We start from the raw sequence: 24201 nt of genomic DNA on the forward strand, positions 1-24201 counted from the left end.
GGTCGAAATGTTAGTGGCCTCTGTGATCGGTGTGATTGTTATCGGTACTATCGGCTCGGTATTTGTTACCAACCAACGTTTGAGTTCAGAAAAGAGCTTGGAGCTGCTCTTATCTCAGAACCTATTCGCTACTACTCAAATGATGAAAGAGGAGCTCTGGCGAGCCGGTTATGATGCAGACTCTGGACAATCAGTGAAGCTATCGGGCGCTGCCAATACGATTTATACCTTTCAATCCAGTGCCAGTGAATCTTACGTTGGTTTTGTTTATCGACAAAACAGCGCATCTTCGGCCTATCGAAACATTGTCTATCAATTTAAGGGTAATAAGCTGAACTACTGCCAAGAAGAATCTTCTTATTTATTAGATATCACTCAGATTACGTCATCTGGTTTGGGAGCAATGACATGTGAAAGTTTGTTTTTCGAAAAGCAAATAGAAGTAGACGATTTTTTGGTTTCTGTAACTGAGTTATCTAACAGTCTGGCAACCTCGCAAAGAGTCGATATCGCTCTAGAAGCTTCTCTTGTGAATGCAGATGAAAGTCAGAGAGTAGTGACTTCAGTGGTACAAAGGAATTGGCAATGATGCGATTAAAGCAAAATGGAGCGGTAACACTACTTCTAGTCAGTATTCTATTGATTGGTGTGCTGATCGTTTCTCTTGGTAGCTTTAAAACTACTTTTTACCAAATAAAGCGTGCTCAAAACGAGGTTCAAGCTCGCAAAGAACATTGGACCGCCGAGGGGGGATTGGAGTGTGGTCTAAGCGTTATTATTGAAAACAGCAGTACCGCGATCCCAGGTGATCTCCTGGATTCCTGTAGCAACAAGCTTTCTTCATTAGATAAATCATCCTATAACGCCAATATCCTTGTCTCAACCGCCAACAGAACATCGATTAATAAAGAAATTCGATTTTCTAATGATTCGGGTTTGGGGGCCATACAAGCAATATCGGCTCTCGAAATTATTTCCGAGGACATCATGGATATCGACCCTGAACTCAGTGAAACCAATAACAACGGTGTATATGAGTGTGTGGCAGTTCGGTTTTTCGACTCTGTTATACACACCAAAGGTACAGGGGGGAGCTTAACCACCGTTTCTCATCCTGAGAATGCACCTGCAGATTTTAGCGCTTGTAAAGATGCGGTAACTGACTTGAGTGAGAGCGCAACGATTACCGCATCGGGTAGTGATCCTAGCGGTGCTTTTATGAGTGATTACGTTCATGACACCAATCTAAATGGTTTCGAAAACTACTTCGGGGTAAAGAAAACAACGGACAATATCAACACCCTTAAAAGTAATGAATATGAGGTAATAAACCTATTAGAGACGGATTCTCACGGGAATACCGTGCATGTAGATTTCGATTCAAACACAAATAAATACGTGGGCAAGGAGTGCAGTACTCGAATCAATGATGCCTTTTCAGCTGGTAAAACTAAGGTGTGGGTCATTGGGGACTGTGTAGTTTGGCACCCAGCCATTAATATTGTGGATAGTGCAGGAACGATCACACCACGATCTTTAGTGGTCGAAAATGGGATTTTCGCAAATGGAAACGCCAGTGTACTTGATGGTGCTTTTTATCACTTGAATGACATGAGTGTCTTCAAGGATGCTTCAGGTGCTGAAAACAACACGGACTTTCTTGCTGATAGTTGGGATAAGTTACCAGCAACGATGGATTACTCTTCATTGGTTAAAGAAAATAGTACCTATATAGCTAACGCTTCCTTCTTCCCTAAAGGAGGCATATTTTTGGATTCAATCGGGGGGCTTTCTACGATTAAAGGCTCGATGAATCTAGATTATCGAGGAGAATACAATCCGCATGATGAACCTGTCGAAATACAGTGGAAAAAGGGCTCATGGAGTGATTTCTAACCAGCGTGGTTTTAGTTTACTTGAAGTACTTATCTCTTTTCTACTGGTGGGCGTGGCCGCGTTAGGCATGGTCAAGCTGCAGACCTACACTGAGCAGAAAGCCGACTATGCGATTCAGAGTATCGAAGCGCTGCATTTTGCAGAAAGGCAGATGGAGTATTATCGAACTCGGGCGTCTAATGCGAGTGGGGCAGTAGGTTTAATTCCTTTTTCGGAACTAAATCAGGCGAGTCATTGTCTCAACACAGCAAGTTCAGATCCTTTATCTGGTTTGTCGGGTTCTGCCTATGCCATGACTTGTGAAGTGACTGATGCAAACGGTGCTTTGTCTAGTGCGTTAAAAAGCATTACTGTCACAATTGCATGGCAAGATCGTATGAACCACGCACAACGTATTTACCTCGAAACTATGCTCTCCAAATACAGTGAGTTTGATTGACCCTCAAGCAAACGTTTACTGCATGCCAAGGCTCATGCCACTCCTTTTACTGATAATTTTCACTCCTCGGACATTGTTTGCGTGCTAGTTAAAACTCTGTATATGGAATGGTGTTTTTTGTGTTTTTATATTGTTGTGGTTGTATGGTGTTTTTGCAAAATATGTCTCCATTTATGGAAAATCAGGTGGAATCTTGTGCTTTTTAACAACGACTTTAATAGAATATGTGCTGTACCAATAGGCCGTGGTCAAAACTTATATTAGGCCTAAACAAAACAACATCACATATGGAGTTACCATGAGTAACCAAGCCGTAAAAAAAGCACCATCGACTGACAAGATCAGTGGTATGGACCGCTTTCTAAACTTCATTGAACGCGCCGGCAACAAAATTCCAGATCCCGCAATCCTGTTCTTCTGGGCTCTAGTTATTGTATGGGTAGCATCTGCACTTTTATCGAATCTTTCATTCGACTTAATCAACCCTCAAACGGGTGCTGCTCTTGAAGTAAACAACCTACTAACTGGTGAAGCGCTTGCTAGCTTCCTAGCGAATATGGTTACCACGTTCACAGGCTTCGCACCTCTAGGCATCGTACTTGTTGCTATGCTAGGTGTTGGCGTTGCTGACTCTTCAGGCTTCATTACGACTGGCCTTAAGAAGATGCTTAACTTCACGCCAGCTAAGCTACTAACGCCAATGCTAATTCTTGTTGCTATCGTGTCTCACACAGCAGCAGATGCAGGTTACGTTCTAGTAATCCCTCTTGGCGGTATCATCTTCCACGCTGCGGGTCGTCACCCTCTTGCGGGTATTGCAGCAGCGTTTGCTGGTGTATCAGGTGGTTTCTCTGCAAACTTCATCCCTTCAGGTATTGACCCGCTACTAGCTGGTTTCACTCAAACAGCGGCAAACGTTCTTGACCCTGCATATGTGATCAACCCTCTAGCGAACATCTTCTTTACTGGTTTGTCTTCAATTCTAATTGTGGCAATTGGTTGGTACGTTACAGAGAAAATCATCGAGCCTCGTCTTGCTAATACGCCTGTAGATGAAGATGCAGAACAAGCACCTGATCTAGGTACGTTCACAGCCATTGAATCTAAAGCATTCAAATTCGCTGGTTGGGCAATGGTTGCCGGTATTGGTCTGCTTATCGCGGCTCTAATGCCTGAAAACTCAGCACTTCGTTCACCTGAAGGCGAACTAACGGCGTTCTCAGCACCAGTGATGAAGTCTATTGTTCCTCTGATCTTCATCCTGTTTATTATTCCGGGTATCGTCTACGGCCGTGTAGCGGGTACATTCAAGAATAGTAATGATGTTATCAAAGCAATGTCTGAGACGATGGCAACGATGGGCGCATACATTGTAATGTCGTTCTTCTGTGCTCAGTTCCTATCTGCATTCGCTCAATCAAACATCGGTACTATGCTGGCACTTTACGGTGCTGAAGGCTTGAAAGCGATGGACCTTCCAGGTGAAGCAACGGTTGTTGGTATGATTCTACTAACGGCTGCAGTTAACCTTCTTGTTGGTTCTGCTTCAGCTAAGTGGGCACTGATTGGTCCTATCCTAGTTCCAATGCTAATGGTTGTGGGTATCTCTCCTGAGCTATCTCAAGCGGCTTACCGTGTAGGTGACTCAGTGTCTAACATCATCTCTCCACTAATGGTGTTCTTCCCACTGGTTGTTGTTTACTGTCAGCGCTACGTTAAGTCGACAGGTATCGGTACTCTAGCTTCTCTAATGATGCCATTCTCGATTGCTATGCTAATCGGTTGGTCTATCTTCTTGCTAGCTTACTGGGCTCTTGGTATCCCACTAGGTATCCAAGCACCTTACACTTACACAATGTAAGCGAAGTAAGAAAAGCAAAAGTAAGTAACATAAAAATCATCGAAGCCCGCACCGAAATGTGCGGGCTTTTTTTTCGCTATTTTTTCCGTTTTTTTATATCCAAGGTTTTTATATCCAAAACTTTCTATATCCAAAAATTTTTATATTCAAAATAATGGCACTCAGCTTATACTCCGGATTACGGCTAATTGTTGGCCGGTAAATTTAGGAAATCCAAGCCACATGAAGATTCTGCTTTTAGTAGGGTTAATTGTTTTAAATGGTCTGTTTGCCATGTCAGAGATTGCATTGGTAGCAGCAAAAAATAGTCGGCTGAAACGCTTAGCCGAAAAACACCGCTCCGCTCAGGTTGCTCTTGAGCTCAAAGAAAACCCAACCCGCTTCCTCTCTACAATCCAAATCGGTATCACGGTAATCGGCCTACTCAGCGGTATTGTGGGTGAGGCGACGCTATCGGCTCCACTGGCCGTTCAACTTGAACTGTGGGGATTAGACCCAACACAAGCGAATATCTTGTCTACTGCGGTTGTGGTGGTGGGTATTACTTATTTCGCTATCGTTGTCGGTGAGTTGGTACCAAAGCGTTTTGCTCAGTCCCAAGCTGAAAACATTGCTGTGTTAGTCGCGCTACCAATCTTCTGGTTATCTAAAATTGCAACGCCGTTTGTGTTTGCATTGTCGGCTTCAACGGAAGGTATTCTTAAGTTGATGGGCCGAGGCGGTGAAGAAGATAGCGTTACTGAAGATGATATCCATGCACTTGTGAAAGAGGGCTCTGAATCGGGTGTGATTGAACGCGGCGAACAAGAAATGATTCGTAATATCTTGCAGCTTGATGATCGCCTTGTGAGCTCATTGATGACTCCGCGTCGAGACATCGATTTTCTGGATGTCGACCAACCCGTTGAGCAAATCTTAAAGAAACTGCGTTCATCAAAACACAGTGTGTTTCCATTGTGCCAAGATCACCTCAATAAAGTGGTGGGTACAGTATCAGCTAAAGCTTTGCTGAATCAGGCGGGCAATTTGAGCATTCAAGTGATCATGGGGCTGTCTCGCTCGCCGATCTATGTTCCAGAATCGATGAAAGCTCTGCGTTTACTTGGCTACTTTAAAGAGTCGGGTACCGAGATGGCTTTCATTGTCGACGAGTATGGCGATGTTCAAGGTCTTGTGACTCATTACGATATCCTCGAGGCGATTGCTGGAGAGCTATCGAATAACCCGAACGATCTTTGGACCGAGCAAGTGGAAGACGGTTTGCTGGTGGATGGATTGATTCCTATCAGTGAACTGAAGAACCGTTTAGAGCTGTCGGATTTTGAGGGCGAAAGCGAGAGCTTCCAAACGCTGAATGGCCTTGTGACATGGTTAATAGGGCGCTTACCGGATGCTGGCGAAGTTGTTCAATACCAGCAGTGGCAGTTCGAAATTATCTCTGTTGAGAACAATCGCATTGTGAGCATCAAAGCGACGCCAATAGCCGATGACACAGAAGATGCTAATAGCTAACAGTTAGATCAACCAACAAGCGGCAATGGTTCATTGTCTCTTGTTGTCTTAACCTCTTTATTGTTCATTATCACGAAGATTAGGTATGCTTCACCGCATACCTTTTTTGTTCCTATTGTTTTTCTGGAGTTCCCTTTGTCAGACCATCAATTCACCCCTCAAGATGAAATCTTCATGCGACGCGCCCTCGAGGTGGCTAAGCAAGCTGAGAGTGAGGGAGAGGTTCCTGTGGGGGCTGTATTAGTGAAAGATGGGGAGATTATCTCTGAAGGATGGAACCGTTCGATTGGCAACCACGATGCTACGGCACACGCAGAAATTGAAACCTTGCGTAAAGCCGGTCAAACCTTAGCAAACTATCGCCTACTCGATACCACTTTATACGTCACGCTAGAGCCTTGCCCAATGTGCGCAGGCGCCTTGCTACACAGCCGAGTAAAGCGCATTGTGTTTGGTGCTCCAGACTTAAAAGCGGGCGCTGCAGGTACAGTGTTGAATTTGTTTGAAAGCCAGGCCTCATACCACTATGCCGACGTTGAACATGGCTTGTTAGAGGAAGAGTGCCGTGAACAATTGCAGGCGTTTTTCAAGCGTCGTAGAAAAGAGATAAAAGAGAAGCGAAAGCAAGAACGTCTGTTGGAAGAGCAGCGTTTAGAAGCCGAGATGAAGGCTGGGAATAAGAAATAGCAGCGTGCTTTCGGCACTCTCAATCGCAAGAGTGCCAAGCAAACTGATTGAGTAACTACATTTACTCAGCAATCATCTGCATGAAAGCGCGATTGCGCCAAATGATCTTCTTCTTATTATTTGAAAGCATACGCTTACGACGGTTTGCAGCAACGGTCTTATCAAGGCGTTTCGATTTCAGTTTCTTCATCATTTCAATGATTTCCTATTTGTCGTCTGACTTTTTAGTTTGGACTAACGATTTAATTATAGTGTTATTCGTTTGTTTGGCCTGTCGCACGCTTGGCTTAAATAGAAGAGCAGTTCTAGTCTAAAGCCAGGTTCGAAGTGCAACAGAGCATAATCTTGGTTGTGGTGTGCCGTTATAAGGCTCGATTGTTACTGTAATATGACACTCGAGCTCTCATCATTATTTTCCCTGTCTCTTCTCCTTATCACGTAGCGACGAAAGAAGAGTCGAAAAAAGACAATAAAAAAGACAATAAAAAAGAGCAATGCTAGATGGCATTGCTCTTTTGGGTTTTACTGTGAAGGCTCAGAACTGCTTACTGTCGACTGAGCTGCGCTGATACTCGATTCAGCACCTGAGGTTTCTAAAGGTGGGATCACCACCAAGCCTTCAAGGGTCGCTTCTTGTTCTTTATTGCGCTTATTTACATGGCCAATAATGCTTTGGTAATAACGGCGAATGTTTTCAACGTAGTTTCTCGCTTCATCACCACGCGCATACCCATATCGAGTTTGGCTGTAGTATTTCTTCTGTCTCAATAGAGGCAATCGGTCTTTCACATCACCCCAAGCGTCAGGATCACCACCTTGTGCTTTGGTTAAGCGGCGAGCATCCATCATGTGTCCGTAACCTACATTGTATGAGGCTAGGGCAAACCAAATCTTCTCGTGCTGAGTGATCGAATCTGGCACTCGGTTAACGATACGACGCAGGTACTCAACACCACCTTGTACCGACTGTTTCGGGTCGAGACGGTTGGTTACCCCAACACTCTTCGCGGTAGGTAGTGTCAACATCATCATGCCACGAACACCCGTTGGTGAGCGCGCAACAGGGTTCCAGTGTGATTCTTGGTAGGCCAAAGCGGCAATCAAGCGCCAATCAAATTCTTGAGAGTACTTTTGAAATAGCGGCGACCATTTTGGCAGCTTGCTGTCCAGTGCGCGGATAAAGGCGCGAGTATCAACGTAGTCAAAAGTACCGATGTGGCCGATGTATTTCTCTTCCAGTGAAGCCAGTTCACCAGACTGTTTTAGGTTTCCGAAGAACTCAATCAACAGAGCGTAAAGGCTTTCATCTTCAGACTTCTGCAAATACCAAGAGATAGGTTGGTCTTCTGTCAGTTCAAAAGCCAAAGCTACGTCTGGGTATAAACGTTGTGCCAGTGACAATTCAATTGAGTCAGCCACAGTGAATAAGCGCTCGCCAGTCGAAACTTCTTTTAACAGGTCGTTGATATCAGCATTGCCGACCGCATCATAGATAAAGTCATCGTGTGTTTTCTGCAGCTGTTTTAGTGTTGGCTCAAAGTGTGAGTCTTTCACCACGACCAAAGATGGCGTTAATGTGTCAGTAGACGCCGCCTCTTCTGATTCAGTTTGCGCTTTAACAAAGTCAGCCTGACGCTCATTCTCGAAATTGATCAGTTGTTCAAGGTTTCTTGGTCGCCACTGGCCCTTTTTGTATACGACCTGTTGGCTTACATAGTAATAAGCAGGCGCGGCGCGATAAGCGCGTGTCAGTTTGTTGTTTTGCGTTAAGCCGGTCGCGATAAGATCGATTTCGCCTTTCTGCAGTGCAGGGAACAAGCCAGACAAACGGTAAGCGGGTTTAACCTCAAGCTTTACACCAAGCTCCTGCGCAAATTCACGAGCTAATTCGTAATCCAAGCCAGCAGGGCCATCAGGACCGATGTAATAAGAGAGTTGGTTATTTAGGGTGCCGACACGAAGAACGCCACGATCTCGTATCTGCTCAAGGACACTTTTAGGTTCAGATTCAATCTGGCATCCAGCCAACCCAAATAGGGCGATGGCGAGCAGAAGGAACTTAGACGAAAAGATGAGCGTAAATTTAGGCATCAAAATGAAATCTCGAAAAGTGGAAGCCCCTTTATACCAAACCCCGCAAGGCTGGCAAAGCAGGTTTAATTAAACAGTTGTAAAAGTGGTGATAAATGCAGCAAAAGTACCATTTACGCAGAAAGATAAAAAAAAACACGCAAACGGTTGCTTTTGGTGTTACGTCACAAAAAGAAATGCTTTATAATGCGCTCGCATTGAAGAGGTGGAATCGGCATAGGTTTGGCAACCTTCGGGAATAGCTTCGAAGAAAACAGTTAGGTTGTTCCTATAACCCACTGAATTTATTCCAATACTACCTTAATCAACTGCATAAGAGACGTAAGCACATGAGAATTTTGCGTGGCTCCCCAGCTCTATCTGAGTTTCGTGTTAACAAGCTTTTAGAGCTTTGTCGTGAATTAAGCTTACCTGTAACAGGTATTTACGCTGAGTTTGCCCACTTTGCTGATCTAACGGCAGACCTAGATGAGTCTGAAGTTGAGAAGCTAGAAAAGCTACTGACTTACGGTCCAACGATTGAAGAGCATGAACCTGAAGGTTTACTGCTGCTTGCAACGCCACGCCCGGGCACTATCTCGCCTTGGTCTTCAAAATCAACAGATATCGCACACAACTGCGGACTGGCTAAAGTGGCACGTCTAGAGCGCGGTACCGCTTTCTACATTGAAACCTCTGCTGAACTTTCTGAACTTCAACTTGTTGAGCTGAAAGCAATCCTGCACGACCGTATGATGGAAGTGGTTTTCACTGACTTTGAATCAGCGGCGGCACTATTTACCGTTGCTGAGCCTGCTCCTTATGCGGAAGTTGACCTACTAACTGGCGGACGTAAAGCGCTTGAAAAAGCAAACGTTACCCTAGGTCTTGCACTTGCAGAAGATGAGATTGATTACCTTCTTGAAAGCTTCACTGAGAAGCTAGGTCGTAACCCGACTGACATCGAGCTAATGATGTTTGCACAAGCGAACTCAGAGCACTGTCGTCACAAGATCTTTAACGCTGATTGGACTATCGATGGCGTTAAACAAGAAAAATCATTGTTCAAGATGATTAAGAACACCTTTGAAACGACACCAGAGCACGTTCTGTCTGCTTATAAAGATAACGCAGCGGTAATGACAGGTTCTGAAGTCGGTCGTTTCTTCCCAGATCCAGAAACTCGCCAGTACAGCTACCACCAAGAGAAAACACACATCTTGATGAAAGTTGAAACGCACAACCACCCAACGGCAATCTCTCCGTGGCCGGGCGCATCGACAGGTTCAGGCGGTGAAATCCGTGATGAAGGCGCAACCGGTATTGGTGGTAAGCCAAAAGCGGGTCTTGTTGCTTTCTCTGTATCTAACCTTAAGATCCCGAACTTCGTTCAACCTTGGGAAACTGACTTTGGTAAGCCAAGCCGTATCGTTACTGCTCTGGATATCATGCTTGAAGGTCCTCTTGGTGGCGCGGCATTCAACAACGAATTTGGTCGTCCAAACTTACTTGGCTACTTCCGTACTTACGAAGAGAAAGTAAACTCTCACGCAGGTGAAGAAGTGCGTGGTTACCACAAACCAATCATGCTAGCTGGTGGTCTTGGTAACATCCGTGACGAGCACGTTCAGAAGAAAGAGATCCCAGTAGGTGCAAGCCTAATCGTTCTTGGTGGTCCTGCGATGAACATCGGCCTTGGCGGCGGTGCGGCATCTTCAATGGATTCTGGCTCTTCTTCTGAAGATCTTGATTTCGCTTCTGTACAACGTGAAAACCCAGAAATGGAGCGTCGTTGTCAGGAAGTTATTGACCGTTGTTGGCAGCTAGGTGATGCGAACCCAATCGCATTCATCCACGATGTGGGTGCGGGCGGTATCTCGAACGCACTTCCTGAGCTAGTAGACGACGGTGAGCGTGGCGGTATCTTCAACCTACGTGACGTACCAAACGATGAGCCGGGCATGAGCCCACTTGAGATCTGGTGTAACGAATCTCAAGAGCGTTACGTAATGGCGGTTGCTGATAAAGACATGGCAACATTCGACGCGATTTGTAAGCGTGAGCGTGCACCATACGCAGTGGTTGGTAAAGCAACGGAAGAGCGTGAACTTAAACTAGAAGATTCACACTTCGACAACACGCCAATCGACATGCCAATGGACATCCTATTAGGTAAAACACCTAAGATGCACCGTGACGCGAAAACGCTAAAAGCGAACAACCCTGCGATTGACCGCTCTGGTATCGAGATGAACGAAGCGGTTGACCGTGTTCTTCGTCTACCAACAGTTGCTGAGAAAACATTCCTTATCACCATCGGTGACCGCTCGGTAACAGGCCTTGTAGCTCGTGACCAAATGGTTGGCCCATGGCAGGTTCCTGTTGCTAACTGTGCTGTAACAGCGGCAAGCTACGACTCTTACCACGGTGAGGCTATGTCTCTTGGTGAGCGTACGCCAGTTGCACTTCTAGACTTCGGTGCATCGGCTCGTCTAGCGGTTGGTGAAGCTATCACTAACATCGCAGCGACCAACATCGGCGATATCAAACACATTAAACTGTCGGCTAACTGGATGTCTCCAGCAGGTCACCCAGGTGAAGATGCAGGTCTTTACGAAGCGGTTAAAGCGGTTGGTGAAGAACTATGTCCAGCACTGGGTCTAACTATTCCAGTGGGTAAAGACTCAATGTCGATGAAGACCAAGTGGGAAGAGAATGGCGAGCAGAAAGAAGTAACGTCTCCGCTATCTCTTGTTATCACTGCGTTTGCACGTGTTGAAGACGTTCGTAAGACAATTACTCCTCAATTGCGCACTGACAAAGGTGACACGTCACTGGTTCTTATCGACCTAGGTAACGGTAAAAACCGTATGGGTGCGACAGCACTTGCACAGGTTTACAAGCAGCTTGGTGATAAGCCAGCAGACGTAGACAACGCAGCGCAACTAAAAGGTTTCTACGAAGGCGTTCAAACACTTGTAGCGAACGACCAAGTTGTGGCTTACCACGATAAAGGTGACGGTGGTCTATTCGTAACGCTAGCTGAAATGGCGTTCGCAGGTCACTGTGGTGTTAACGCTGATATTGCGGCGTTAGGCGAAGATACACTTGCGGCACTATTCAACGAAGAACTGGGTGCTGTAATCCAAGTTCGCAACGATGACCTAGACGCAGTACTCGCTACTCTTACAGAAAACGGCCTAGAAGCGTGTTCACATGTCATTGGTTCTGTTGAAGCTTCTGATGAGCTAGTGATTAAGTCTGGCGAGTCTGTAGTTATCGAACGTAACCGTACTGAACTACGTACTATCTGGGCTGAGACAACACACAAGATGCAAGGTCTACGTGATAACCCAGTATGTGCTGACCAAGAACACGAAGCGAAGAAAGACAACTCAGACCCAGGTCTGAACGTGAAACTAAGCTTTGACGTAAACGAAGATATTGCTGCACCGTTCATCAATACAGGTGCTAAGCCTAAGATGGCGATTCTGCGTGAGCAGGGTGTTAACTCTCACGTTGAAATGGCAGCAGCATTTGACCGTGCAGGCTTCGAAGCGACAGATATTCACATGAGCGACATCCTAACGGGTCAAGCGGTTCTAGAAGAGTACAACGGCCTAGTGGCTTGTGGTGGCTTCTCTTACGGTGACGTACTAGGCGCTGGTGAAGGTTGGGCTAAGTCAGTTCTGTTTAACGACTCGACGCGTGACCAATTTGAAAACTTCTTCAAGCGTGAAGATACCTTCTCTCTAGGTGTGTGTAACGGTTGTCAGATGTTGTCTAATCTACGTGAACTTATCCCAGGTGCTGAGTACTGGCCACGTTTCGTTCGCAACGAATCAGAGCGTTTCGAAGCACGTTTCAGCCTAGTTGAGGTTCAGAAGTCAGATTCTGTATTCTTCAACGGCATGGAAGGCTCTCGTATGCCAATCGCAGTTTCTCACGGTGAAGGCCGCGTAGAAGTACGTGATAACGACCACCTAAACGCGATTGAAAATTCAGGTACAGTTGCTCTACGTTACGTTGATAACAACGGTAACCAAACGCAGCAATACCCGAACAACCCGAACGGCTCGCCAAACGCTATCACTGGTTTAACGACGACAGATGGCCGTGTGACTATCATGATGCCGCACCCAGAGCGTGTATTCCGTACGGTTGCAAACTCTTGGTCTCCGGAAGGTTGGGGCGAGAATGGCGCTTGGATGCGTATGTTCCAAAACGCACGTAAGAATGTGGGTTAATCACTTTCTTACTAGCCGCATTAATCTAGGCTAGGTTATGCAAAAATGAAAAGCGCAGATCGAAAGGTCTGCGCTTTTTTATTTCTCAAAATTTAGGAACCAGAGCGAAGAAATTAACATTTGCAGTTTGCTGTTCTAAAAATCTCCACTACGCTAAATGTTATGGAATCAATTTGTTAGGCCATGAATTTCTGTATGTGTGCAGGTTTGGCTATGCAAAAACTGAATCAATCATCGTGGCATAAGAGGGAACTATGAAAACAACAATCACAAAAGCAGTTGCAGTGGCAGCGATTGTCATGTCGTTAGCTGGGTGTGTCGGTAGTAACGCCGTTACTGGTAAATTAATGAAGTTCAACGTTGAGGTTGTAGATAACCGTTACGCTCGAGCAGGGGTCAACTTCTTGCTTGCTCCGGTTTATGCACTAACAACCGCAGCCGATTACATCGTATTTAACTCGATCGAATTCTGGGCGGGTAAAAACCCACTGACTGGTGCGCCTCACATCTTCGATAGTAAAGTCGATACCATGATTGATGTGAACGACAGCCTTGATGATTCACTGAAAGATGCGCCACTTGGCTTCAACAATCGTCAGATTGAATGGGGTGAAATGCAGCAAATCGACGAGAATACCATTCGTATGGACATTACTTACAACGATGGTCAAAAAGCAGTACTGACAGGCGTTCGTGATGGTGACAAGGTCAGCTACTACATGGATGGCACACTAGTTTCAGAGACTTCTATTCAAGCTCTTGAGCAGCTAGCCGCAGAGAAAGCATAACCCACACTGATCTGCCTATATAAAAGAAAAGCCGTTGGATTCAACCCCAACGGCTTCGTACTTTCTAGCATCTAGCATCTAGCATCTAGCGCTTAGATTAGTTGTTGCTGTGTAGCTCGCTGTTTAGTTCAACAGCTGACTTGTTCGCTAGACATTCAATTTGACCAGTGATCGAGTTACGACGGAACAGAAGGTCAGAAACACCAGCTAGATCGCGAGCTTTAATGATTTCTACTTCGTTGCCTTCTTTATCTAGCATGCGAACCTTAGTACCCGCAGTCACGTAAAGACCAGACTCAACCGTGCAACGGTGGCCCATAGGGAAGCCAAGACCCGCGTTTGCGCCTAGTAGGCAGTTTTCGCCGATAGAGATAACCATAGTACCGCCACCAGACAGAGTACCCATGATAGAAGCGCCGCCGCCGATGTCTGAACCGTTACCTACAACAACACCTGCAGAGATACGACCTTCAACCATGCTTACTCCAGTTGTACCAGCATTGAAGTTGATGAAACCTTCGTGCATTACTGTTGTGCCTTCACCCACATGTGCGCCAAGACGAACACGAGAAGTATCAGCAATACGAATACCTGTTGGTACCACGTAATCCACCATTTTAGGGAACTTGTCTACGCAATCTACAGACAAAGCGCGACCTGCAAGGCGAGCTTCGATTTGACGCTCAGCCAGCTCAGGTAGGTCGATTGGGCCTTCGTTTGTCCATGCGATGTTGTGCAGTAGACCGAAGATGCCGTCCAGTACCGTACCGTGTGGTTGTACTAGGCGGTTAGAGATAAGTTGTAGCTTTAGGAAGCCTTCAGCAACTGATGCTGGCTTCTCGTCAGTAGCAAGAACAACAAGAACAAGTGGCTGTTCAGACGCTGCCGCTTTTTCTGCGAAAGATGCGTTTGCTGCATCGTCGTTTGCTGCGAATGCTTTCGCCAGTTCTGCGCTTTGTGCAGCAGAGATTTCGATAGCTTGGTTGCCTTCAGTGTAACCTGATACTTCTGCCACAGCCGCTACAAGAGCGTCGCTTGGGTTTAGAAGTGGGTTAGGGAAGAACGCTTCAATGATTTTATTGTCGCGATTTTTGGTTGCCGTACCGAAGGCTAGTGAAAAGTAAGCCATGTTGAATCTCCATGTGTTGAGTCTTGATTTTGCTATTCCAAAACAACGGCTCGAATAACAAGCGCTGCCGTTAGCAAAGTTAATTTAATTGCGTTCATCATAAAGAGAGCGCCCTCGTTATGAAAGGGCGCATTGGGATAAAGTCTGTAAAATGATATTGCTTGTCTTTTGGGAGATGTTTTTCTGCAATGAGAAAGCGGTGTAGATCAACACAAATTGGCTCGTTTAATCAATTTTCTCTATTAAATAGCCTTCTCTAAACAAACAGCGCCTTATGAGCTTGTTCAATACCTTCAATCAGCATCTGCATACCGATAACGGCGAGTATCAAACCCATCATTCGGGTAATTACATTCAATGCACTTGGTCCAACGGCTTTAACGAAGCGCTCGCCGAATACAAACAATACGTAGGTTAAGGCACATAATAGACCAAACGCGACGATGGTGATGATGGTTTCGTAGATGCCTTCGGTGCTGGCAAAGTTCATCGCGGTGGCAATGGTGCCCGGTCCGGCCAGTATTGGCATTGCCAGTGGCGAGACGGCGATACTGAGCGCCGCATCTTGTTGGGCGTCTGAGTTGACCTTCTCTTTCGCTTTAGAGTGGGTTGAGTCTCCTTGCAGCATGTGAAAGCCAATCAAGAACACGAGGATCCCACCAGTGATGCGAAGCGCGTAAAGCGTGATACCAAAGAGGTCGAAGATGAGCTTACCCGACACAGCAAAGGTGCTGACGATGATGAAGGCGATGAAAACCGAGCGGAAAGCGATAGACTTGACCGTTTCCCTATCATTATCACCCGTTAATCCAAGAAAGATCGGTGTGTTGGCGATAGGGTTCATGATGGCAAAAAAGCCCATGAACACGGTAATGGTATGAATGATGAGCTCTTTCATATTATTCCTTTGAAAATATGCAGTTAAATACGACAGTAGAATGTATTTAATCTTAGATACAAATAATTATTAGAAATAGATAGTAGAGCAAGTGTGAATAAAAAACAGCCAGCATAAGGCTGGCTGTTTGGTTTTAGTGATAGGTGTAGAGTTTTAGTCGTTCGTTATTGCTTGATTCTCAACTAATAGACTCTACATAACAGGCAGACTGTGGAGCTCATTTTGTCGCTATGCGTTTTGAGATTCACTCACAGCCACAGCCAATGCAACCGTCGCTCCGACCATTGGGTTGTTGCCCATGCCGATGAAGCCCATCATCGCCACGTGAGCAGGAACAGAAGAGCTACCTGCGAACTGCGCGTCAGCGTGCATTCTGCCCATGGTGTCTGTCATGCCGTAAGACGCTGGGCCTGCTGCTACGTTATCTGGGTGCAATGTTCGACCTGTACCGCCGCCTGAAGCAACTGAGAAGTATGGCAAACCTTGACGAGTACGTTCTGCTTTGTAGATACCCGCTACAGGGTGTTGGAAGCGAGTAGGGTTGGTTGAGTTACCCGTAATACTTACATCAACTTCTTCTCTGTGCATGATAGCCACACCTTCACGTACGTCATCAGCGCCGTAACACAAGATGTCGCCGCGAGGGCCTTGTGAGAAACGACGACGTTCTGTTTCAACAAGTTCACCGGTTTGGTAATCGTATTGAGTGCGCACGTAAGTGAAGCCGTTGATGCGCGAGATAAGATAAGCCGCATCTTTACCTAGGCCATTTAAGATCACTTTCAATGGGTTTTTGCGTGATTTGTTGACGTTTAGCGCAATTTTAATCGCACCTTCTGCTGCAGCAAAAGATTCGTGACCCGCTAGGAAGGCGAAGCAGTGGCTCTCTTCATTGAGAAGACGAGCGGCTAGCGCGCCATGTCCAATACCAACTTGTCGTTGTTCAGCAACACTGCCAGGTTTGGTGAATGCTTGAAGACCTTCACCAATAATATTAGCGGCTTGTTCTGCGCTGGTGGCTTTACGAAATAGCGCCAGTGCTGAGCCAAGGATATAAGCATCGGCAGCGCTTTCAAAAGCGATAGGTTGAGTGTCCATCACTAATGCTTTTGGGTCGACATTATGTGATAAACAGTATTGGTTCGCTTGCTCCAAAGAGTCGAAGTTCATTTCTGCCAATACGCGAGTTACGGATTCATTAAATTGAGTGTTCATAATATCTTTCCTCTAAATTGGCAAAATTACTGTTGGCGTGGGTTAATAGTGGTCACGGCTTCATCGAAGCGGCCATAGGTCCCTGTCGCAAGGTCGGCTGCTTCATTCGCTGGCACGCCTTGGTTAATCGCCTTCATCATTTTGCCGAGGTTAAGATATTCGTAGCCAATCACTTCGCTGTGATCATCAAGCGCTAGCTTGGTAACGTAACCTTCTGCAAGCTCTAGATAACGAACGCCTTTTGCTGCAGTTGAGTAACTGGTACCCACTTGGCTGCGCTGTGTTTGACCTAAGTCTTCTAATGCAGCGCCAATTTCTAGACCGCCTTCAGAGAAAGCTGATTGAGTTCGACCGTAAACAAATTGCAGGAAGATTTCACGCATGGCTACGTTAATAGCGTCACACACTAAGTCAGTATTTAGGGCTTCAAGAATGGTTCTTCCGGTGAGGATTTCTGCTGCCATCGCGGCTGATTGAGTCATGCCTGAACAGCCAATTGTTTCGATTAGTGCTTCTTCGATGATGCCGTTTTTTACGTTCAGCGTTAGTTTTGCTGCACCTTGTTGTGGTGCACAAGTGCCGACGCCATGGCTTAAGCCAGAAATAGCGATGACATCTTTTGGACTAACCATAGCGCCTTCAACTGGAATTGGTGCTGAAGTGTGCAGATCACCCCTTTGAATAGGGCACATTGATTGAATTTCTGAAGAGTAGTGCATAATGTTTTCTCACTATTAGAGTCATTGAAGACCTAGGGCGTTGAGAAAACAGGATGTGTTGGAAGAGGTGCGGCTAATTCACTACAGATCTTGAGTATCGATAATCCAAAGGCGTCATGGAGCTTGGTCTTAATAGACTAAGTCCATTTCAAAATGGAGGAATAGCGATACATCCAACAGTATTACCTGTTTTCGATTCTGTAGGAGTCATTAGCACTGTTCGGAAAGAACGGGCGGTTGAAGCAAAAGCTTAGGTGGAACCCCATCACCTGATGGCTATAGATTAGATCTTTATCACACTTTCATGCAAGCGAATGTTTAGAGCAATTTCGACTATAAACAAGCTTCATTATATTTCGATAAGTATAAAAAACGCCAATAACGAACTCTGATTAGAGGCGTCATTGACGTTTTTTAGCATAGTGATCAGCTAGTTACGCTGCATCTTCTTCTGCGTCTTCAACAGCTTCAAGCTTCTTAGCTTTTTTCGGAGCTGGTTTACGCTTAGCACCTAATGCGTAAAGAACTTCTTCTTTGTTCTTCGCTAGGTACATTGCAAGTTCTTCTTGCTTGCCTTCATCTTCAACTAAATCGCTTTTGCCTAAAAGTTCAAAAAGCTCATCAGCCATATCCAGCATTTTGTCGTATGCGTCGGCTTCGGCTTTAGAGGTAAAAGTCATTTTCTCTTCTCCGTTGCGTTCCACCACGTACTTGACGATAACAGCCATGGTTAATCCTCTAAGTTTGATAAATTTTACTGGCTTTTTATACAGTTTCTGATGCTAAAAGTCCAGTTGGAGCCCTAACTATGCGGCCTCAATCTTGATGTGTAGCCCAGTCTTCACAATAACTCATGAAAGATTTCAGCAGAGGGCTCTGGTATTTGTCTTTGTGTACCAGCATCCAGAAACGTCGTTTCATGTCGAGTGGCACATCAAGCGCTTTTACTCGGCCTGAATCAATCGCTCGTTGTGCTGCCAATCGTGATAAACACGCGAATCCAAGATTGGCGGAAACTGAATTGATGATCGCCTCTGTGGTGTTGAGTTCAAAGGATTCATACCAATGTTCGATGCGCGGTGCAACGGCACGAAGGAAAAACTCGCGAGTCCCTGAACCTGATTCACGTAAAATCCAATGGCTGTCTTCTAAATCGCTTAAAGTTACTTTTTCTTTTGCAACGAGAGGATGTTGATTACTCACAATAATACACATTTCATCGCTGCTAAACTGACTCGAAATGAGTTCAGGGTGTAATGTTTTTCCTTCAATTAGCGCGATATCAAGTTCATAATCCACCAACTTTTGACAGATCAGTGCACTGTTTGAAATGAACAAGCTTTGATCCTGATGTTGAGTTCGTTCGCGAAAGCCTGACAAAATAAACGGTGCGACCTGATTACCAATCGTGTCACTCGCGCCGACCTTTAGATTGCCACTTAAAGGCTGATCATCACGGAACAAAACATCAATACCAGCAGCACGATGTAATATCTCATCCGCCAATGGAAGTAACTTATGTCCCTCTTGGTTGAGAATTAATCGGTTGTTGACCCGGTCAAATAGAGAGTGGCCGAGTTGCTTCTCCATTTCGCCTAGTGCCATGCTGACAGCGGCCTTAGACAGAAACAGAGCCTCAGAGGCAGCAGTCAATGTCGAGTGCTGAGTGATAGTGACGAACACTTTGAGCTGTTTTATTGAAATATTAGCCATCAGATCCCTAGTTTAACTCTGCTGGTGAAAATGGGTTTTGTTCATTATTTGTGAACACTTGTTATATATAATTGGATATTGTTTAACGAAGTGCAAGCGTATTATGGCTTCAACAAGCTGATGAGTTCACAAGTTTTGTGAATTAAGTTTAAGAGAGGCTGACATGATTCAACGTATTAAATATAGATTAACAGGAGCTCCAACACCCATGGCAGGGTTAGGCCTAGCAATAGCAAGCTTAGGCTGGAGCTGGGAAAATGTTTTAGACTGCAATGGTTATGCTCAATGGTTTAGTGCCGCAATTGGTGGAGTATTACTCACAATTCTAGCTATCAAATTTTTAGTCCACGGCCACCTATTGCGTCAAGACCTTGCTCACCCAGTTGTAGGAAGTGTTGTCCCAACATTTGCGATGGGGGTTATGGTAGTTTCAAGCTCAATTGGACACTTTTACCCACAAGCTGGCAATGCAATTTGGCTAGCGGCTGTCGTACTACACGTCGTGTTTTTAGTGAGTTTCTTTTACCACCGTGCAAAAGACTTTGAATTACACCACATGGTACCAAGTTGGTTCGTTCCACCTATCGGCATCGTAGTTGCTGATGTGGCTTTCTCTGGTGAACCTTCATTACAATGGATAGCAGATTCGGTTCTGTGGTTTGGTTTGGCATCTTATGTCGTCATGCTACCTATGATGATTTATCGCCTAATCTTTACTAATGAAGTTCCAGATGCAGCAAAACCAACTATTGCGGTAATGGCTGCCCCTGCAAGTGTTTCATTGGCTGGTTATTTAGCGGTGAGCCCTGAACCATCTCCAGTTATCATTGGTATGTTGTTTGGTATTGCGGTTCTGATGACATCGATAATCTACGTAGCGTTTCTAAAGCTTATGCGTTTACCATTTAGCCCTGGCTATGCAGCGTTCACTTTCCCACTAGTGATTAGCGCAACGGCATTATTTAAAACGGCTGACTGGATGGAGAGTGTTAATGTAGCGAGCGAGTATGTAGCGCAAGTGAATGGGTTGGCGGACATTGAGCTAATGATTGCAACGCTTGTCGTCAGCTATGTAGCTATTCGTTACTACATGAACTACAAACCACATCGTGTTCTAAGTTCGGTAAGCGGTAAATTGTAATCCGCATTAGTTCAAAAGATAAACGGACCTTAAGTTTTCAGTATTTCATAAGCTTATATTCCTAATCCAAACACGGCACTTATGCTAATCTGGCTTTATATTGTGGCAAGATTAGCGTGAGTGCACTTTGTTTACTGTTTACCATTCCAATAAAGTTGATACTTTAAAAATCCTTCTCGTTCACTTAATCAAAAGTGACCCTTTAGCCAATCCCTTCGCAAAAGAGCAGATCTTGGTTCAGAGCCCAGGTATGTCTCAATGGCTTAAGATGGAACTCGCCAAAGAGTTTGGCGTAGCAGCAAATATCGACTTCCCACTTCCAGCAACCTTCATTTGGGATATGTTTACCCAAGTGCTTCCTGATGTTCCTAAACGCAGTGCTTTTAACAAAGAAGCGATGACGTGGAAGCTGATGAGTTTGCTACCCGCTAAGCTTGACCACCCTGATTTTCTTCCTTTACAGCGCTATCTTGAAAACGACGAAGATGATTCGAAGTTGTACCAATTGGCAGAAAAAATTGCCGATATCTTCGATGGCTATTTAGTGTATCGACCTGAATGGATGGCGATGTGGGAAGCGGGAGAGCCCGTTGCAGAACTTATCGATGAGGAAGGGCAGCAAGAGCACCCTTGGCAACCGATTTTGTGGCAAGCGCTCTATGATCAAACTCTGTCACAAGGCCAATCTAAATACCACCGTGGTAACTTGTATCACGACTTTATTGAAGCGCTAGCCAATCAACAGGGCCAACTGCAGCATCTGCCTAAGCGCTTATTTGTGTTTGGTATTTCTTCTTTGCCTCCTCGTTATATGGACGCGTTGAAAGCGCTAGGTGAGCAGATTGATGTGCACTTGATGTTTACCAACCCAAGTAAGCCTTATTGGGGAGATATCAAAAGCCTCAAAGATTTAGCAAGATTTGAGGCTAAGCAACGTAAAAAGCTCGCTTTGTCTAACAATATGCTCTCATCAGCTGGCTCGTCTTCCTTAATGGAAGGGGGGAAATATGAAGTGCATGATGAACTGCATATTGATAATGCCATTGGAAATAACTTATTAGCTTCGATGGGAAAATTAGGACGAGATAACTTACTTTTGCTCTCTGAGGGAGATACTGAGGAGTATCAATTTTTTATTGATGTAGAGCGAGATGGCTTATTGCATCAAATTCAAAGAGATATCCTTGAATTGGAAGAGCATCGCAATGATGAAATTTTAGACTCCAGCCTCCATAAACAGGTGGTTGAGCTTGGCGATCGTTCTCTGACTGTACATGCGTGTCACAGCCCAATGCGTGAGGTTGAAGTCCTTCATGATCAGCTGTTGGCAATGTTTGATGCTGACCCGACCCTGAAACCGCGCGATATCATCGTGATGGTGTCTGACATTAATGCTTATAGCCCAGCGATTCAGGCAGTATTTGGTAATGCCCCGGGTGAGCGTTATATCCCTTACTCGATCTCTGATAGAACCGCCGACCAAGAAAGCCCAATTCTGACCGCCTTCATGCAGCTGGTCGCGCTACCGAATACGCGTTGTTTAGCGTCTGAGTTACTAGAGCTATTAGAAATCCCTGCAATGATGGCGCGCTTTGGTATTGATGAGTTTCAATTCGAGCAAGCCAAGCAGTGGGTTGAAGAAGCGGGTATCCGTTGGGGTGTTGATGCTTCAACTGCGACAGAATTTGATCTACCTGCGACCGAACAAAATACTTGGCTATTCGGTATTCAGCGCATGCTCTTAGGCTATGCGATGTCGGATTCTGCAGGTTTGTTTGAAACTGAACACTCTCCAATTGCCGCTTACAATGAAGTTCAGGGTATTAACGCCGAACTTGCGGGTAAATTAGCGCACTTTATCGATCGTATTGCCCATTACCGCCAGCGTCTGACTGAAACACAATCAATCGATATGTGGCGTGAAACCTTGCTGCAAATGATTGATGATTTCTTTGCGGTTGAGCTGGAAGGCGAGGTGGTGCTCAAATCGATTCGCGATGCACTTTCACAACTGAATGAACAGCTTGATGATGCCTTATACGAACAAGAACTGTCGCCAAGCATCATTTATCAGTACCTAAATAATAAACTGTCGGGCGCCCGTATTAGTCAGCGTTTCTTAGCGGGGCAAGTTAACTTTTGTACCCTGATGCCGATGCGTTCTATTCCGTTCAAAACCGTTTGTCTGTTGGGCATGAATGATGGTGTTTACCCTCGTTCAATGCCGCCAGAAGGTTTTGACCTGATGAACGGGCGCACTCGTCCCGGTGACCGTTCTCGTCGTGATGATGACCGCTATCTATTCTTAGAGGCGATGCTGTCGGCGCAAGAGTGTTTATACATCAGCTATGTCGGCCGTTCGATTCAAGATAATACCGAGCGAGTGCCGTCGGTGTTGGTTTCTGAATTGATAGAGTACTGCCAACAGAACTACTGCCTAAGTGAAGACCAAGCACTACCAAGTGACGATTCTGGTATCAACCTGACTCAAGCGATCAGCTTTGAGCACACCATGACACCGTTCAGCCCCGCTGCGTTTACTCAAGGTGATGCGAGCCATGTATTGAGTTATGCCAAAGAGTGGTTACCTGCGGCTAACCGTTCAGGTGAACGCAGTGGTGAATTCAATCGTGCATTGGACGACTATTTGTTGGGTGCAACGTATCCGTTAGAACTCGACTTGGTTGAGTTGCAGCGTTTCTGGCGCTTACCGGTGCAATACTTCTTTAATCGTCGTCTAAAAGTCGTGTTTGAGCCTCCTCTTCCGGTAATGGAGGACGATGAACCATTCGTACTCAATGGGCTAGAGAGCTTCCAGCTTAAAGATGCGCTGCTGCAAGTGTTGCTGGACCATCCTGAAGGTGCAGATGAAGCGGTGCGCCTGTTTGTCTCTGAGCAAAAAGCACAAGGTCGATTACCTGTTGGCGCTTTCGGTGACATCGAATTTGAAACCAACCGTGTTCAAGCGGAAGACTTAGCCAAAGAGATTCGATTTGTGAGCGGTTCGCCGCAGCAAGATCTCGAAGTGAATATCGAGTTTGACGTGTTAGGCGAAGGTAAGCCTGTTCGCTTGATGGGGTGGTTAACTCAAAACTATCAATCAGGTCTAGTGCGTTTTCGTAGCGGAAAAATACGCTCTCAAGATTACTTGGCAGCGTGGATTGACCATCTATCCTGCGCTGTTATGGGACACGGAAAAACGACTCATATTATTGGCTATGACAGAAAAGAGGGCGTGGTTCACCAAACGCTACAGCCTATTGGTGATGCACAGCAGGCGAGAGGTTTGCTGGCAGAATTAGTACGACTGTTTTATCAAGGTATGACAGCACCGCTACCTTACTTCCCGAAAACCGCATTGGCTGGCGTTGAGGCTGGCTTTAGCCGTGGTAAGTGGATTGATGACGAAGAAAAGTCACTCAAGAAAATGGCCGATACCTTTAATGATAGCTTCGCCTTTACGGGCGAGGGCAGAGATACCTACATCTCACGAATTTGGCCTAAGTGGGATAATGAACTGGCTGCTCAATCACGTATGTACTCGACACTTGTGTTGCAGGCGGCAAGGTTGGCTGCAGCCGATCTGGAAGATCAGGAGTAGGTGGCTGTGATCGACAAGATCAATAGCGAGTGCGCTGAATTAATGAAAGACAAAAGAGAGTCGCTGGTAAGCGTTTGGGATGCTTACTTTCCAGGTGAAGTGAATCAAGTTACAGGAAATAAAGTGGCCGCCAGTAAATCATTATTAGTGTAGGGCGTTCGCTGTACGGCCACAGGTCAGAGGGACCATTATTCTGTGGTTCAAAGTAACGTCGTAAAGTACAAAACTCGTACGCGCTCCTGAACTCGTGGGCGCATAGTAGCGAGGCGATCCGAATTGATCCGT

19 protein-coding genes and 1 riboswitch are annotated in these 24201 nt (G+C 45.6%); of the genes, 11 read left to right on the top strand and 8 right to left on the bottom strand.

Annotated elements, in window-relative coordinates; translation table 11 throughout:
* The first annotated feature begins 7 nt into the window (after positions 1-7).
* The 6 genes from HRQ85_RS22395 to tadA all read left to right on the top strand — a co-directional run bounded on the left by HRQ85_RS22395 (position 8) and on the right by tadA (position 6395).
* The gene (locus HRQ85_RS22395; RefSeq protein WP_172380670.1) at positions 8-589 is read left to right on the top strand and encodes a PilW family protein; all 582 of its coding nucleotides are present in this window, start codon (positions 8-10) and stop codon (positions 587-589) included.
* Positions 586-1896 (top strand): hypothetical protein, encoded by a 1311-nt coding sequence (locus tag HRQ85_RS22400; RefSeq protein WP_172380642.1) that lies wholly within the window; start codon positions 586-588, stop codon positions 1894-1896. The genes HRQ85_RS22395 and HRQ85_RS22400 overlap by 4 nt, the downstream gene beginning before the upstream one ends.
* Complete coding sequence (locus HRQ85_RS22405; RefSeq protein ID WP_172380643.1) at positions 1886-2335, top strand: type IV pilus modification PilV family protein; 450 nt, start codon at positions 1886-1888, stop codon at positions 2333-2335. Before HRQ85_RS22400 ends, HRQ85_RS22405 begins: the two co-directional genes overlap by 11 nt.
* Before the next feature lie 298 nt (positions 2336-2633).
* The gene (locus tag HRQ85_RS22410) at positions 2634-4196 is read left to right on the top strand and encodes an AbgT family transporter (protein WP_019823905.1); all 1563 of its coding nucleotides are present in this window, start codon (positions 2634-2636) and stop codon (positions 4194-4196) included.
* A 222-nt stretch (positions 4197-4418) separates the two neighbouring features.
* Positions 4419-5708, top strand: a complete 1290-nt coding sequence (locus HRQ85_RS22415) for a hemolysin family protein (protein ID WP_172380644.1) — start codon at positions 4419-4421, stop codon at positions 5706-5708.
* 135 nt (positions 5709-5843) lie between these two features.
* The gene (gene tadA, locus HRQ85_RS22420; protein WP_172380645.1) at positions 5844-6395 is read left to right on the top strand and encodes a tRNA adenosine(34) deaminase TadA; all 552 of its coding nucleotides are present in this window, start codon (positions 5844-5846) and stop codon (positions 6393-6395) included.
* Positions 6396-6456: 61 nt separating this feature from the next.
* Here the strand turns inward: tadA and HRQ85_RS26420 are convergent, their stop codons facing one another.
* Positions 6457-6588: a hypothetical protein gene (locus HRQ85_RS26420; RefSeq protein WP_017059878.1), complete on the bottom strand. Its 132-nt coding sequence runs from the start codon at positions 6586-6588 to the stop codon at positions 6457-6459.
* 329 nt (positions 6589-6917) lie between these two features.
* Positions 6918-8486, bottom strand: coding sequence for a membrane-bound lytic murein transglycosylase MltF (mltF, locus tag HRQ85_RS22425; protein WP_048614314.1), 1569 nt, complete (start codon positions 8484-8486; stop codon positions 6918-6920).
* A 329-nt stretch (positions 8487-8815) separates the two neighbouring features.
* On the opposite strand from mltF, the gene purL reads away from it, so the two are divergent.
* Together purL and HRQ85_RS22435 are read left to right on the top strand one after the other, a co-directional pair.
* Positions 8816-12712, top strand: a complete 3897-nt coding sequence (purL, locus tag HRQ85_RS22430) for a phosphoribosylformylglycinamidine synthase (protein ID WP_172380646.1) — start codon at positions 8816-8818, stop codon at positions 12710-12712.
* Between the two features lie 254 nt (positions 12713-12966).
* Positions 12967-13500 carry a DUF3332 domain-containing protein gene (locus HRQ85_RS22435; RefSeq protein WP_048608024.1) on the top strand — a complete coding sequence of 178 codons (534 nt, stop codon included), beginning with the start codon at positions 12967-12969 and terminating at the stop codon, positions 13498-13500.
* 97 nt (positions 13501-13597) lie between these two features.
* Here HRQ85_RS22435 and dapD read toward each other — a convergent pair whose 3' ends face one another.
* The 6 genes from dapD to HRQ85_RS22465 form a co-directional block, all read right to left on the bottom strand.
* Entirely contained in the window at positions 13598-14629 is a 1032-nt protein-coding gene (gene dapD / locus HRQ85_RS22440) for a 2,3,4,5-tetrahydropyridine-2,6-dicarboxylate N-succinyltransferase (RefSeq protein WP_172380647.1), read from the bottom strand.
* Positions 14630-14885: 256 nt separating this feature from the next.
* Entirely contained in the window at positions 14886-15527 is a 642-nt protein-coding gene (locus tag HRQ85_RS22445; RefSeq protein WP_048614308.1) for a MarC family protein, read from the bottom strand.
* 228 nt (positions 15528-15755) lie between these two features.
* Positions 15756-16745, bottom strand: a complete 990-nt coding sequence (locus HRQ85_RS22450) for a GGGtGRT protein (protein ID WP_065676367.1) — start codon at positions 16743-16745, stop codon at positions 15756-15758.
* A gap of 23 nt (positions 16746-16768) precedes the next feature.
* Positions 16769-17461 carry an iron-sulfur cluster assembly scaffold protein gene (locus HRQ85_RS22455; protein WP_048608014.1) on the bottom strand — a complete coding sequence of 231 codons (693 nt, stop codon included), beginning with the start codon at positions 17459-17461 and terminating at the stop codon, positions 16769-16771.
* 194 nt (positions 17462-17655) lie between these two features.
* A riboswitch (Fluoride riboswitch) is annotated at positions 17656-17740 on the bottom strand.
* Between the two features lie 155 nt (positions 17741-17895).
* Positions 17896-18189 carry a YebG family protein gene (locus HRQ85_RS22460; RefSeq protein WP_008223840.1) on the bottom strand — a complete coding sequence of 98 codons (294 nt, stop codon included), beginning with the start codon at positions 18187-18189 and terminating at the stop codon, positions 17896-17898.
* Positions 18190-18277: 88 nt separating this feature from the next.
* Positions 18278-19174: a LysR family transcriptional regulator gene (locus HRQ85_RS22465; protein ID WP_050645516.1), complete on the bottom strand. Its 897-nt coding sequence runs from the start codon at positions 19172-19174 to the stop codon at positions 18278-18280.
* Between the two features lie 163 nt (positions 19175-19337).
* Here HRQ85_RS22465 and HRQ85_RS22470 point away from each other — a divergent pair, with 163 nt between their 5' ends.
* From HRQ85_RS22470 to HRQ85_RS22480, 3 genes are all read left to right on the top strand, one after another.
* Entirely contained in the window at positions 19338-20315 is a 978-nt protein-coding gene (locus tag HRQ85_RS22470; RefSeq protein ID WP_048615247.1) for a TDT family transporter, read from the top strand.
* Between the two features lie 127 nt (positions 20316-20442).
* Positions 20443-23916 (top strand): exodeoxyribonuclease V subunit gamma, encoded by a 3474-nt coding sequence (gene recC / locus HRQ85_RS22475; RefSeq protein WP_172380648.1) that lies wholly within the window; start codon positions 20443-20445, stop codon positions 23914-23916.
* A gap of 6 nt (positions 23917-23922) precedes the next feature.
* Positions 23923-24069, top strand: a complete 147-nt coding sequence (locus tag HRQ85_RS22480) for a hypothetical protein (RefSeq protein WP_172380597.1) — start codon at positions 23923-23925, stop codon at positions 24067-24069.
* The last annotated feature ends 132 nt before the right edge of the window (positions 24070-24201 follow it).

It is taken from the genome of Vibrio sp. Vb339 (assembly GCF_902751245.1).
In the GTDB taxonomy this organism is placed as follows: domain Bacteria; phylum Pseudomonadota; class Gammaproteobacteria; order Enterobacterales; family Vibrionaceae; genus Vibrio; species Vibrio coralliirubri.

Excerpts from the sequence above, each read along its gene's own strand:
- HRQ85_RS22415 (WP_172380644.1), top strand. The coding sequence starts at position 4,419 with ATGAAGATTCTGCTTTTAGTAGGGTTAATTGTTTTAAATGGTCTGTTT.
- HRQ85_RS22410 (WP_019823905.1), top strand. The coding sequence starts at position 2,634 with ATGAGTAACCAAGCCGTAAAAAAAGCACCATCGACTGACAAGATCAGT.
- purL (WP_172380646.1), top strand. The coding sequence starts at position 8,816 with ATGAGAATTTTGCGTGGCTCCCCAGCTCTATCTGAGTTTCGTGTTAAC.
- HRQ85_RS22470 (WP_048615247.1), top strand. The coding sequence starts at position 19,338 with ATGATTCAACGTATTAAATATAGATTAACAGGAGCTCCAACACCCATG.
- HRQ85_RS26420 (WP_017059878.1), bottom strand. The coding sequence starts at position 6,588 with ATGATGAAGAAACTGAAATCGAAACGCCTTGATAAGACCGTTGCTGCA.
- HRQ85_RS22455 (WP_048608014.1), bottom strand. The coding sequence starts at position 17,461 with ATGCACTACTCTTCAGAAATTCAATCAATGTGCCCTATTCAAAGGGGT.
- HRQ85_RS22460 (WP_008223840.1), bottom strand. The coding sequence starts at position 18,189 with ATGGCTGTTATCGTCAAGTACGTGGTGGAACGCAACGGAGAAGAGAAA.
- HRQ85_RS22395 (WP_172380670.1), top strand. The coding sequence starts at position 8 with ATGTTAGTGGCCTCTGTGATCGGTGTGATTGTTATCGGTACTATCGGC.
- mltF (WP_048614314.1), bottom strand. The coding sequence starts at position 8,486 with ATGCCTAAATTTACGCTCATCTTTTCGTCTAAGTTCCTTCTGCTCGCC.
- dapD (WP_172380647.1), bottom strand. The coding sequence starts at position 14,629 with ATGGCTTACTTTTCACTAGCCTTCGGTACGGCAACCAAAAATCGCGAC.
- HRQ85_RS22465 (WP_050645516.1), bottom strand. The coding sequence starts at position 19,174 with ATGGCTAATATTTCAATAAAACAGCTCAAAGTGTTCGTCACTATCACT.
- HRQ85_RS22445 (WP_048614308.1), bottom strand. The coding sequence starts at position 15,527 with ATGAAAGAGCTCATCATTCATACCATTACCGTGTTCATGGGCTTTTTT.
- HRQ85_RS22400 (WP_172380642.1), top strand. The coding sequence starts at position 586 with ATGATGCGATTAAAGCAAAATGGAGCGGTAACACTACTTCTAGTCAGT.
- HRQ85_RS22435 (WP_048608024.1), top strand. The coding sequence starts at position 12,967 with ATGAAAACAACAATCACAAAAGCAGTTGCAGTGGCAGCGATTGTCATG.